This is a genomic window from Streptomyces coelicoflavus (assembly GCF_003112555.1).
Classification (GTDB): domain Bacteria; phylum Actinomycetota; class Actinomycetes; order Streptomycetales; family Streptomycetaceae; genus Streptomyces; species Streptomyces coelicoflavus.
The window spans coordinates 359,182-371,148 of the sequence record NZ_BEWB01000004.1 but is presented as its reverse complement, the minus strand read 5'-3'; the positions used below and the strand labels follow the sequence as shown (position 1 = coordinate 371,148).

The 11,967-nt window shown below is 71.3% G+C and carries 9 protein-coding genes; 3 read left to right on the top strand and 6 right to left on the bottom strand.

Translation table 11 applies throughout. The features are described 5' to 3' along the window. Positions 1 to 161 precede the first annotated feature (161 nt). Complete coding sequence (locus Sco07f_RS10000) at positions 162 to 1,250, top strand: LCP family protein (RefSeq protein ID WP_087789201.1); 1,089 nt, start codon at positions 162 to 164, stop codon at positions 1,248 to 1,250. A 127-nt stretch (positions 1,251 to 1,377) separates the two neighbouring features. Here the strand turns inward: Sco07f_RS10000 and Sco07f_RS09995 are convergent, their stop codons facing one another. Both Sco07f_RS09995 and Sco07f_RS09990 read right to left on the bottom strand, forming a co-directional pair. After that, entirely contained in the window at positions 1,378 to 2,499 is a 1,122-nt protein-coding gene (locus Sco07f_RS09995; RefSeq protein WP_108987595.1) for a PLL family lectin, read from the bottom strand. A 120-nt stretch (positions 2,500 to 2,619) separates the two neighbouring features. After that, entirely contained in the window at positions 2,620 to 3,648 is a 1,029-nt protein-coding gene (locus Sco07f_RS09990; RefSeq protein ID WP_108987594.1) for a DUF8189 domain-containing protein, read from the bottom strand. Between the two features lie 97 nt (positions 3,649 to 3,745). On the opposite strand from Sco07f_RS09990, the gene Sco07f_RS09985 reads away from it, so the two are divergent. Next, complete coding sequence (locus Sco07f_RS09985) at positions 3,746 to 4,123, top strand: PIN domain-containing protein (protein WP_042825459.1); 378 nt, start codon at positions 3,746 to 3,748, stop codon at positions 4,121 to 4,123. 61 nt (positions 4,124 to 4,184) lie between these two features. On the opposite strand, the gene Sco07f_RS09980 is transcribed toward Sco07f_RS09985, so the two are convergent. Then, a complete protein-coding gene (locus Sco07f_RS09980) occupies positions 4,185 to 5,696 on the bottom strand; it encodes an amino acid permease (protein ID WP_087789203.1) in 1,512 nt (503 codons plus the stop codon). Between the two features lie 182 nt (positions 5,697 to 5,878). Continuing rightward, on the bottom strand, positions 5,879 to 7,807 hold the full coding sequence (gene dxs, locus Sco07f_RS09975) for a 1-deoxy-D-xylulose-5-phosphate synthase (protein WP_087789204.1): 1,929 nt from the start codon (positions 7,805 to 7,807) through the stop codon (positions 5,879 to 5,881). A 394-nt stretch (positions 7,808 to 8,201) separates the two neighbouring features. Here dxs and Sco07f_RS09965 point away from each other — a divergent pair, with 394 nt between their 5' ends. Next, positions 8,202 to 9,725 (top strand): chitinase, encoded by a 1,524-nt coding sequence (locus Sco07f_RS09965; protein ID WP_108987593.1) that lies wholly within the window; start codon positions 8,202 to 8,204, stop codon positions 9,723 to 9,725. Positions 9,726 to 9,830: 105 nt separating this feature from the next. On the opposite strand, the gene Sco07f_RS09960 is transcribed toward Sco07f_RS09965, so the two are convergent. Both Sco07f_RS09960 and Sco07f_RS09955 read right to left on the bottom strand, forming a co-directional pair. Beyond that, positions 9,831 to 11,123 carry a sugar ABC transporter permease gene (locus tag Sco07f_RS09960; protein ID WP_087789206.1) on the bottom strand — a complete coding sequence of 431 codons (1,293 nt, stop codon included), beginning with the start codon at positions 11,121 to 11,123 and terminating at the stop codon, positions 9,831 to 9,833. Then, entirely contained in the window at positions 11,120 to 11,911 is a 792-nt protein-coding gene (locus Sco07f_RS09955) for an ATP-binding cassette domain-containing protein (protein ID WP_007445310.1), read from the bottom strand. Before Sco07f_RS09955 ends, Sco07f_RS09960 begins: the two co-directional genes overlap by 4 nt. Between the last annotated feature and the right edge of the window lie 56 nt (positions 11,912 to 11,967).

Here is an 11,967-nt window from a genome sequence, read left to right as displayed (position 1 = left end):
GTACATCGCTGTTACCCGCTATGGTTCCCCGTTCGTAAAAATCCCTGAGTGTGGGCGCATATAGTTCTCGCACTGACAGACCGCATAGCGGGCCGGCCTCCCCCCACCCGGGCCCTGCGACTCCGCCTCCGCGGAGCCCGTGAGGAGAGGAACCGAACACCATGTCGCACAGCGCCACGACGGAGCCCCGGCGTGCCCGCCGGGCCGCGCCGGACGGCGGCCGTCGTACACCACGCCGCCGAAGGCGCTGGGGCCGGATCGTCCTGCTGTCGCTGGTGGTGCTGTTGCTCGCCGTCGGCGGCACCGGCTACTGGCTCTACAGCAGCCTGAACGGCAACATCGACGGAGTGGACCTGGACAAGGCCCTCGGCGACGACCGCCCCGAGAAGCTGCCGACGTCGGGACAGAACCTCCTGGTCCTCGGTTCGGACTCGCGGTCCGGGGACAACGCGTCGCTCGGCACCGGCAAGGTCTCCGGGGCGCGTTCGGACACCGCCCTGGTGGTGCACATACCCGAGGGCCGCAAGCAGGCCGTCGCCGTGAGCATTCCGCGCGACACCCTCGTCACCCGCCCGGAATGCACCAAGTCCGACGGCTCCGCCCTCCCGGAGGCGAAGCGGGTCATGTTCAACTCCGTGTACTCGCTGGCCGGACCCGCCTGCGTGGTCAAGACGGTGGAGAAGATGTCCGGGGTGCGGATGGACCACTACATGGAGATCGACTTCGCCGGCTTCAAGGGACTGGTCGACGCCATCGGCGGGGTGCCCGTCACCATCGACGAACCCATCAAGGACACTTCCAGCGGCCTCGACCTGAGTGCCGGCACCCACACCCTGGACGGCACCGAGGCCCTGGCCTTCGTGCGGACCCGGCACGGGGTCGGCGACGGCAGCGACCTCGGCCGCATCGGGCTCCAGCAGCAGTTCCTGATCGCGCTGCTGAGCGAGGTCAAGAAGCAGGACCTGTTCGGCAGCCCCACGAAGACCTACAAGATCGCCGACACGCTCACCGCGGCACTCACCACGGATTCCGACCTGGCCTCGCTGACCAGCCTGGCGGACTTCGCCCGCAGCATGAACGGGGTCGACCCGGCGACCATGGAGACGATCATGCTTCCGGTGGCCTACGACAAGATCGATCCGAACCGGGTCGTGGCCGCCGAACCTCAGGCGGGCGACCTGTGGAAGGCCGTGCGCTCGGACTCCGAGATCCCCGAGTCCGCCAAGAAGTCGCCCGCGACCGGCGGCTGACCCCCCGGACCTCGCCAGGACGGGCCCGCGGGATCGACCCGCGGGCCCGTCGCGCGCTGCGTGCCGGGGATGCGGTGACTCCCGCTCAGTGCCCGGGGGCTCCCGCTCAGTGCCCGGGTGCTCCCGCTCAGTGCCCGAGGGACTCCCACCGGCCGAGGGACAGGCCCCCGGCGGCGTCCTGACGGGCCACCCTGGGCGCGCCGTCGTCTCCGACCAGCGCCATCACCACCCGCCCGTGTCCGTCCCGGGCCAGCGCGGGCACGCCCTGGCAGGGTTCCCCCAGTGCGTACCACCAGAACCCGGCCGCCTCGTTCTCGGTACCGCCCACGCCGAGCACGGCGGAGCCGTCGCGGTCCCGGCCGGCGAGGACGACACTGTCGTAGCCGTCCACCACCGTGCGCAGGCGGGCGCAGGGCTCTCCGGTCGGCGCGCCGCCCAGCGAGACGGGCCAGTCGCCCTCCCGCCAGGCGCCCACACCGCCGTTGCCGGTGTCGGTCCAGAAGTACGTGGCGCGCTCCGGTGCGGTCTCCAGCGCGGTGACCGTGCCCGGCACCGGTCGCAGCGCCAGACCCTGGGGACCTTCGAAGTCGCCGCCGGGCGCGGTCTGGCGCCACAGGAGTACGCCCGACTCCGTGGCGGCACAGACCTCCAGCCGCCCCCCGGCAAGGGAGACGCACGCGGGCGGGGCGTCCACGCCGGCGCCCCGCAGATCCTCCCAGGCCCGCCACTTGCCGTTCGGGGCCTCACGGCGCAGCGCCAGACCTCCGTGCGCGTTCGGCACGAAGACGTGCACGGTGCCGTCGGCCGCGACGGCACCGAGGGGCCGTCCGAGGTCCCGGCCCTGTTCCGGGTCGCGATGGGGGTTGCCGAGCGAGCGCCACTCGGTGAAGGCCAGTCCGGTCTGGTACTGGATGGCGTGCACGACGTCCACGCCGGTGCGGCCGTCGGACCGCTCGCGCTCTCTGCGGCCGAGGAAGTGAACGTAGGTGTCCGACCCCTGAACCACCGTCAGATGGGTCAGTCCCTTCACCGGGACGAAGTGCGGTCCGCTCCATTCCGGGCCGCCCACCGCGGTCTCGGTCCAGCGCACCAGGCCGCCGTCCGTGGGCACGTAGAGGCTGAGCCGCCCGTCCCTGCCCAGGGTGAGCCAGTCACCGGCCGGTGTCGGCGCGGCACCGCGTGTCCGCTCCTCGTCACCGGGACCGGTCCGGCGGGCGGCGCCGACGGGGCCTGCCGACCTTCTCCGCATGGCCTGCTGCACCTTCCTGAAGCCCGCCCCATCTCGGACAGGGACCGTCGAACGCCGAACATCATATGCCGTTCGTTCACCAGTTCCCCATGGGCTGGTCACGAGGCCGTCGCCAGGCGGTCAGACCGCCTCCCAAGCCCCCAGTGCCAGCCCCGCCTCGTCCTTCCGCCGGCTCAGCAGCAGCTGTCCGCTCGACGGGGACAGGGTCGCGGCCACCAGGCGGCCGTCGATGTCCAGGGTCAGGGAGACGGTCGCGTCGGACGGCAGGGCGGGGCCCGACTCGGTCCAGGCCGCGCCCATCTCCTCCATTTCCGAGGGGTACGCGGCGAAGGCGACGCGGCCGCCGGCCGCCGCGCGCTGGGCGACCAGCGTGCAGTCGTGACCGTCTATGACGGTGCGGACGGCGGACACGGGGCCGGGGCCGGCGGCGGACACCAGGGGTACGGGCTTTCCGCCGGGGCGCCAGGCGCACAGCTCACCGGTGCCGTCGTCGGTGTAGAAGACCGTGGTGTGCTCCGCGGAGGTCGCCAGGGCGCGCAGGGTGCCCGGGCGGACCGCCGCGTCGAGGCGCTCCCCCGGCACCGGTCGCGCGCCCGGCTTGTCCTGGCGCCAGTGCAGGATGCCGCCCTCGACGGGCGCGTACACCTCGACCAGGCCGGAGTCGGCCGTCACGGCCGCCGGTGCCTCCTTGACGCCGCGGCCCTTCAGGTCCCGCCAGGGCTCCCAGCCGCCCTTCTCCTGCTGGGCCACCATGCTCAGGCCACCGCCCCCGTTGCGGACGAAGACGTGGGCGCGGCCCTGTGCGTCGACCGCGACGGCGGGGGTTCCGGTGCGGTCGCCCTGCTTGTTGGGGTGACCGGCGGGCTGCCAGTCCAGGGGCGCGAGCAGCGGCCGGAAGTGCGTGGTGTGCACGAGGGCGCAGCGGCCGGCGCCGGTGGGGCGCCAGGCGACCAGATGGGTGTAGCCGTCCGGTCCCCGGCCGACCGCGATGCCGCCGTCCGGGCGCAGTTCCTGGTCGCCGCCGATGCGGCGCGGGGGCTCCCACGGCCCGGCCGGGGCGCGTTCGGCACGCCACAGGGCGGCGTCGTTCGACGGGAGGTACACACTGAGGCGGCCGTCGCGGCCGGTAAGAAGCCAGTCGCCATTCACCGCATCACTCTAAGCGGGGCCGTCGGCTCCGTGTCGGTCGGGTGCCGCCGTCCCCGTGCGCGGAGGGGACGACGGCGGGGCGTGCGACCCTGACGGGATGGAAGGCAACGCACCCCTGCTCGTGATCGTCGACGCCGCGAACGTCGTCGGCTCGGTGCCCGACGGCTGGTGGCGGGACCGGCGCGGGGCCGCCGAGCGGTTGCGGGACCGGCTGGCGGCGGACGGGGTGCCGGGGCGGGCCGGGCCGGTGGAGGTCGTGCTCGTGGTCGAGGGCGCGGCCCGCGGGGTGGAGTCCGTGCCCGGCGTACGGGTGGAGTCGGCGCCCGGCAGCGGGGACGACCACATGGTCGAGCTGGTCGCGCGGGCGGCGGACGACCGCGCCGTCCTGGTCGTCACGGCCGACCGCGAGCTGCGCCGCCGGGTGACGGAGCTGGGCGCGGAGGTGGCGGGGCCCAGGACGGTGCGGCCAAGGTGAGAACCGGTCGCGCACGGCGCCGGGGCCCCGCCCCCGGCGGTGGTGCGAGGGGTCGGCGACGCTACGTGCCCTTCGGGCCCGACGGCTCGGCCGGTGCCTCCTCGCCCCGGGCCAGGCGGCTGTGGGTGCGGCCGTAGAAGAAGTACACGACGAAGCCGATCGCCATCCAGATGGCGAACCGGACCCAGGTCTCGGCGGGCAGGTTCAGCATCAGCCACAGCGAGGCGGCCACGGACACGATGGGCAGCAGCGGGACCAGCGGGGTGCGGAAGGCGCGGGGCAGGTCCGGCCGGGTCCGGCGCAGGATGATCACGCTGATCGCGACGACGACGAAGGCGAAGAGCGTGCCGATGTTCACCAGTTCGGCCAGCTCGCTCAGGCTGGTGAAGCCGGCGACGATCGCGATGATCACGCCGAGCAGGATGGTCGGCCGGTAGGGGGTGCGGAACTTCGGGTGGACGTGGGAGAAGAAGCGCGGCAGCAGTCCGTCCCGGCTCATCGCGAAGAACACGCGGGTCTGGCCGAGCAGCAGGATCATGCAGACCGTGGTCAGGCCGACCGCGGCGCCGAAGCTGATGACGCCGGAGAAGAACGGATGCCCGGTGGCCTTGAACGCGTCGGCGAGCGGGGCGTCCACGGAGAGCTCGGTGTAGTGCTGCATGCCGGTGACGACGATCGAGACGCCGACGTACAGCAGGGTGCAGATGATCAGGGAGCCGAGGATGCCGCGGGGCATGTCGCGCTGCGGGTTCCGGGTCTCCTCGGCGGCGGTGGCGACGATGTCGAAGCCGATGAAGGCGAAGAAGACGACCGAGGCGGCCGTGAAGATGCCCATCACCCCGAAGTTGGACGGCGCCCATCCGAACATCAGCTGGATCAGTGGTGAGTGCAGTCCCCCGCCCGCCTCGACGGGCTGCGACTTCGGGATGAAGGGGTCGTAGTTGGCGCCCTTGACGAAGAAGGCACCCGCGATGATCACGATGAGGACGACCCCCACCTTGATGGCGACGACGACCGAGGTGATCCGCGCCGACAGCTTCATGCCGAGCACGAGGACGGCGGTGAGCACCAGCACCAGGGCGGCGGCGAGGATGTCGAAGCCGAAGCCCTCGGCGCCGTCCCTGCCGCCCAGCTCGGCCGGCATGTGCCAGCCCGCGTTGTCCATCAGCGAGCGGATGTAGCCGGACCAGCCGACGGCCACCACCGCCGTGCCGAGCGCGAACTCCAGGACCAGGTCCCAGCCGATGATCCAGGCGGGCAGTTCGCCCAGTGAGGCGTAGGAGAAGGTGTACGCGGAGCCAGCCACCGGGACGGTGGAGGCGAACTCGGCGTAGCACAGCGCGGCGAGCGCGCAGACGACTCCGGCGACGACGAACGCCAGGGCCGTGGCGGGGCCGGCGTTGTCCTTGGCGACGGTGCCGGTCAGTACGAAGATGCCGGTGCCGATGACGACGCCGATACCGAAGACGGTCAGGTCCAGCGCCGAGAGGGATTTCTTGAGCGCGTGCTCCGGTTCCTCCGTGTCCCGGATGGACTGCTCGATCTTCTTGGTCCTGAAGAGGGTGTTGCTCACGGGGACCTCCCACGCTTGTCGTCCTCGACATGATCGAGAGGGGGCGTACTGCGTATGCCCCGGCGTGGGCGATTTCACGCGGATGGGCCGGTTGCGCCACTGCAACGAGTGGCGCGACCGGCCCATCCGGCGGAACGCGGAGACTTTCCGGGTGCGCGGTGTCGGTCGCGCGGTCCGCGGCGTCAGTCGCGGGCGGCCTCCACCTGGTCCACCCCGGCGCTCGCACGGTCGTACCGGCCGTCGAGCTTGGCGACGAGGCCGGTGACCTGGCGGGCGATGTCGGGCGCGGTGAGCCCGATCTCGGCGAGGACCTCGGCGCGGGAGGCGTGGTCGAGGAAGCGCGGCGGGATGCCGAAGTCGCGCAGCGGCACGTCGACGCCGGCGTCGCGCAGGGCCTGGGCGACGGCGGAGCCGACGCCGCCGACGCGGGAGTTGTCCTCGACGGTGACGACCACGCGGTGGCGCTCGGCGAGCGGGGCCATGGCCTCGTCGACGGGCTTGACCCAGCGCGGGTCGACCACGGTGGTGGAGATGCCCTGTTTGTCCAGCAGGCCGGCGACCTCCAGGCACATCGGCGCGAGGGCGCCGACGGAGACCAGGAGCACGTCGGGGGTGTCGGTGCCGGGGGCGCGCAGGACGTCCATGCCGCCGACGCGGCCGACGGCGGGTACGGCGGGGCCGACGGCGCCCTTGGAGAAGCGGACCACGGTCGGCGCGTCGTCCACCTCGACGGCCTCGCGGAGCTGGGCGCGGACCTGGTCGGCGTCGCGCGGGGCGGCGAGCCTGAGCCCGGGGACGACCTGGAGGATCGACATGTCCCACATGCCGTTGTGGGAGGCCCCGTCGGTGCCGGTGACGCCGGCCCGGTCCAGCACGAACGTCACGCCGCACTTGTGCAGGGCCACGTCCATCAGGACCTGGTCGAAGGCGCGGTTGAGGAAGGTGGCGTACACGGCGAAGACCGGGTGGACGCCGCCGTGGGCGAGGCCGGCCGCGGAGACCGCGCCGTGCTGCTCGGCGATGCCGACGTCGTAGACGCGGTCGGGGAAGGCCTTGGCGAACTTGTCGAGGCCGACCGGCTGGAGCATCGCGGCCGTGATGGCGACGACGTCCTGGCGCTCCTTGCCGAGCTTGAGCATCTCGTCGCCGAAGACCGACGTCCAGTCGGCGCCGGAGGTGGAGATGGGCAGGCCGGTGTCGGGGTGGATCTTGCCGACGGCGTGGAAGCGGTCGGCCTCGTCCTGGAGGGCGGGCTGGTAGCCGCGGCCCTTCTCGGTGAGGCAGTGCACGATCACCGGGCCGCCGAAGCGCTTGGCGCGGGTGAGGGCGGACTCCAGGGCCTCGAGGTCGTGGCCGTCGATCGGGCCGACGTACTTGAGGCCGAGGTCCTCGAACATGCCCTGCGGGGCGATGAAGTCCTTCAGGCCCTTCTTGGCGCCGTGCAGGGTGTCGTAGAGCGGGCGGCCGACGACCGGGGTGCGCTCCAGGACCTCCTTGGTGCGGGCCAGGAAGCGCTCGTAGCCGTCGGTGGTGCGCAGGGTCGCCAGGTGGTTGGCGAGGCCGCCGATGGTGGGGGCGTAGGAGCGCTCGTTGTCGTTGACGACGATGACCAGCGGGCGGTCCTTGGCGGCGGCGATGTTGTTCAGCGCCTCCCAGGCCATACCGCCGGTGAGGGCCCCGTCGCCGATGACGGCGACGACGTGGTCGTCACGGTCGAGGACCTGGTTGGCCTTGGCGATGCCGTCGGCCCAGCCGAGGACGGTGGAGGCGTGGCTGTTCTCGATGACGTCGTGCTCGGACTCTCCTTGCGAGGGGTAGCCGGACAGGCCGCCCTTCATCTTCAGCTTGGAGAAGTCCTGGCGGCCGGTGAGCAGCTTGTGCACGTAGGACTGGTGGCCGGTGTCCCAGAGCACCTTGTCCTTCGGCGAGTCGAAGACCCGGTGCAGGGCGAGGGTGAGTTCCACCACGCCGAGGTTGGGGCCGAGGTGGCCGCCGGTCTTGGAGACGGCGTCGACGAGGAAGGTACGGATCTCCTCGGCCAGCTGAGTCAGCTCTTCCAGGCTGAGCCGGTCCAGATCGCGCGGTCCCGTGATGCGGGTCAGCAGCGGCACCCGTGCCTCCTTGCAGTAGAGCTGTTGCCGGGCTCGTCGAGTCTAATGTTCCGCTCCGGCGGAACGTGTCCGGGCGGTGCGTCGTACGTCACGCGTTCGGCCTTACCCAGCGGCGGACGGTTCTACGTGTCCCCGGTCCGCCGCACCTCATCCCGGCCTGCGGTGTCCGGCTCTCCGCCGACGGCTCCGGCTTGGGGACACCTTTACCCGGATGGTCCAGTGGGCCGGACGCACGGTGTCCAGGCCCGGCGACGCCCGCCCCGGCATATTGGTCTAGTCCCATTCTGGTCCAGACCATTGCGTCCCCCGGCGCTCCGGCGATATCCCCGTATCCGGCAACACCCCTGCACAGCACGGGTATCGACGCTCCACCCCCACACACACCGGGACTGACATGAGACGCATGCGTTCCATCCGCGCGGCCCTCACCGCGGCCGCCACCGCCGTGGCCGCGATGGGCCTCGCCCTGTCCGGCACCGGCCCGGCCCAGGCGGCGACCCCGCTGCCGGACCGGGTCTTCGCGCCGTACTTCGAGGCCTGGACCGGCGAGAGCCCGGCCGCGCTGGCCGCCCAGTCGGGTGCCAAGCACCTCACCATGGCCTTCCTCCAGACGGCGACCCCGGGCTCCTGCACGCCGTACTGGAACGGCGACACGTCGATGCCGATCGCGCAGTCGACCTTCGGCGCCGACTTCGACACCATCCAGGCGAACGGGGGCGACGTCATCCCCTCGTTCGGCGGCTACACGGCCGACACCACCGGCACCGAGATCGCCGACAGCTGCACCGACGTCCAGCAGATCGCCGCGGCCTACGAGAAGGTCATCACGACCTACGACGTCTCCCGGCTCGACATGGACATCGAGATCGACGCGCTGGACAACACCGCGGGCATCGACCGCCGCAACAAGGCCATCAAGCTGGTCCAGGACTGGGCCGCCGCGAACGGCCGTGAGCTCGAGATCTCCTACACGCTCCCCACGACCACCCGCGGCCTCGCGAGCAACGGCGTCGCCCTGCTCGAGAACGCCGTGCGCAACGGCACGAAGGTCGACGTCGTGAACCTCATGACGTTCGACTACTACGACAACCAGCCCCACGACATGGCCAAGGACACCCAGACGGCCACCCAGGGCCTGCACGACGTCCTGGCCCGGCTCCACCCGGACAAGTCCTCCGCCGAGCTGTGGCACATGATCGGCGTCATCGAGATGATCGGCGTCGACGACTTCGGACCGGCGGAGACCTTCACCCTGGACAACGCCCGCACGGTCTACGACTGGGCCCTGAAGCAGGGCATCAACACCCTCTCCTTCTGGGCGCTCCAGCGGGACAACGGGAGCTGCGCGGGCGGCGGCGCGGCCGACAACTGCTCCGGCATCCAGCAGAACACCTGGGACTTCTCGCACATCTTCGCGCCGTTCACCGGCGGCAGCACCGCCCCGGCGAACGACTTCTCCCTCTCCGCCGGCCCGGCCTCCGGCACGGTGACCGCGGGCGCCTCGGCCACCACCACCGTGAAGACCGCGGTGAAGTCCGGCGAGGCGGAGACGGTGCGGCTCAGCGCGAGCGGGGTCCCGGCGGGCGTCACCACGTCCTTCAGCCCCGCCTCGGTCACGGCGGGCGGGCAGTCGACGCTCACCCTGGCCACCACCGACCGGGCGGTTTCCGGGACGTACCCCGTCACCGTCACCGGGACCAGCCCGTCCGGCAGCCACAGCACCACGTACTCCCTGACCGTCACCGGCGGCAACGGCAGCCAGTGCACGGCCGCCCCGTGGGACTCGGGCGCGATCTACACCGGCGGGCAGCAGGTGTCCCACGAGGGGCACACCTGGAAGGCCAAGTGGTGGACGACCGGCGAGGAGCCGGGGACGACGGGCCAGTGGGGCGTCTGGCAGGACCTCGGCGCCTGCTGAGCGGCACACCGGCGACAGGAGAGCCGGCGGAGACGCAAACGAAGCGGTCCGCCCGTCCAGGGCTCAGCTGGGCGGGCGGACCGTCGTCGGCCGTGCGGCGGCTTGCTACGCGCGACCGGCCGTCTTCTGCGTCTTGCGGGTGACCGCGTCGATGACGACGGTCGCCAGCAGCACGCCACCGGTGATCATGTACTGGACCGGCGAGCCGACGCCCTCCAGGGCGAGGCCGTACTGGATCGAGACGATGACCATCACACCGAGCAGCGCGTTCCAGGTGCGGCCGCGGCCGCCGAACAGGGACGTACCGCCGATCACGGCCGCGGCGATGACGTTCATCAGGAACTCACCGGTGCCCGCGCCCTGGTTGGCGGCGGCGATCTTCGAGGCCACGAAGAGACCGCCCAGCGCCGCGAAACCGCCGGCGATCGCGAAGACCGAGATCCGGACCAGTTCCACGTTGATACCGGCACGGCGGGACGCCTCGACGCTGCCACCGAGGGCGAAGATCATGCGACCGTAGGCGGTGCGGCGCAGGACGAAGTCCGTGAGCAGCAGGAACGCCAGGAAGATGACCACGGCCAGCGGCAGGCCCTTGTACTGGTTGAAGACGAACGCCACGACGAAGGCCAGGACCGCGAGCAGCACCGTGCGCACGATGATCTCGTTCAGCGGCCGGGACGGCACCCCGGCGGCCGCACGGCGGCGGTTGTCGAAGAACGCGGTGAGGAAGTACCCCGCGGTCACGACGATCGCCAGGCCGTAGGCGGCGGCCACGTCGCTGAAGAAGTAGCTGGTCATCTTGACGACGATGCCCTCGGAGTCGAGGTTCACCGTGCCGTTGCTGCCCAGGATCTGCAGCATGAAGCCCTGCCAGAACAGCAGTCCGGCCAGTGTCACGGCGAAGGCCGGCACACCGATGCGGGCGAAGAAGAAGCCGTGGATGGCACCGGCCACGGTGCCGGTGAGGATCGAGAGCAGCAGGGCGAGCCACTCGTTCATCCCGTGCGTGACGCTCAGCACCGCGAAGGTGGCGCCCGCGACACCGCTGACCGAGCCGACCGACAGGTCGATCTCGCCGAGCAGCAGGACGAAGACGATACCGACGGCGATCATGCCGGTGCCGACCATGGCGACCGACATGTCGGAGAAGTTGCCGGCGGTGAGGAAGTTGGAGTTCAGGCTGGTGAAGATGGCCCAGATGACCAGCAGTCCGACGACGACCGGGATGGACCCGAGGTCACCGGCCTTCATCTTCCGCTTGAACTCGCCTATGTAGCCCGCGAAGCCCTGCTCGCGCACCAGCAGCCGCGGGTCGACCGCGGTGGCCGCGCCGGAGGCCGCGGCGGGGTTCTCGACCGCCTGGTCCTCGGCGGGAGTGGAGGTCTTGTCGATGCTCACTTCTTGATCTCCCCATTGGTGCGCGCCGCACGACGGGTCACGGCGTTCTCCGTGGCGCCCGTGATGGCGGAGATGATCTCTTCCTGCGAGGTCGACTTGACCTCGAAGACGCCGTTGTTGCGCCCGAGGCGCAGGACGGCGACCTTGTCGGCGACCGCCTTGACGTCGGCCATGTTGTGGCTGATGAGGATGACGGCGTGGCCGCGCTCGCGCAGCCGCTCCACGAGGTCGAGGACCTGCGCGGTCTGCTCGACGCCGAGGGCGGCGGTGGGCTCGTCGAGGATGACCAGCTTGGGCTCGCCGAGCATGGACCGGGCGATCGCCACCACCTGGCGCTGACCGCCGGAGAGCGAGGCGATCGGGATGCGCACGCTGGGGATGCGGATGGACAGCGTGTCCAGGAGCTCGCGGGAGCGGCGCTCCATCTCCACCTCGTCCAGGACGCCGCGCCTGCGGATCTCCCGGCCCAGGTAGAGGTTGCCGACGACGTCGATGTTGTCGCACAGCGCGAGGTCCTGGTAGACGGTCGCGATGCCGAGGTTCTGGGCGTCGTGCGGCCTGTTGATCGAGACGGCCCTGCCGTCCCACTCGATGGCGCCCTCATCGATGGGGTGCACGCCGGCGATCGTCTTGACCAGCGTGGACTTTCCGGCTCCGTTGTCGCCCACCAGGGCGACCACCTCACCGGCGTGGACCTCAAGCTCTACGTCGGTGAGCGCCTGGACGGCACCGAATCGCTTGGAGACCCCGCGCAACGCCAGCACGGGCGTAGCGGACACGTGAACCATCTCCTTCGCCGCCTGACCCGGCGGGAGGTTGTGCAGAAGTTTGTTGGGGGGGGTGT

What these genes read in the sequence shown, in the direction of transcription:
- Sco07f_RS09985 (WP_042825459.1), top strand. Translation starts at nt 3,746, where the DNA reads ATGGAAGGCAACGCACCCCTGCTCGTGATCGTCGACGCCGCGAACGTC.
- Sco07f_RS09955 (WP_007445310.1), bottom strand. Translation starts at nt 11,911, where the DNA reads ATGGTTCACGTGTCCGCTACGCCCGTGCTGGCGTTGCGCGGGGTCTCC.
- Sco07f_RS09965 (WP_108987593.1), top strand. Translation starts at nt 8,202, where the DNA reads ATGAGACGCATGCGTTCCATCCGCGCGGCCCTCACCGCGGCCGCCACC.
- Sco07f_RS10000 (WP_087789201.1), top strand. Translation starts at nt 162, where the DNA reads ATGTCGCACAGCGCCACGACGGAGCCCCGGCGTGCCCGCCGGGCCGCG.
- Sco07f_RS09995 (WP_108987595.1), bottom strand. Translation starts at nt 2,499, where the DNA reads ATGCGGAGAAGGTCGGCAGGCCCCGTCGGCGCCGCCCGCCGGACCGGT.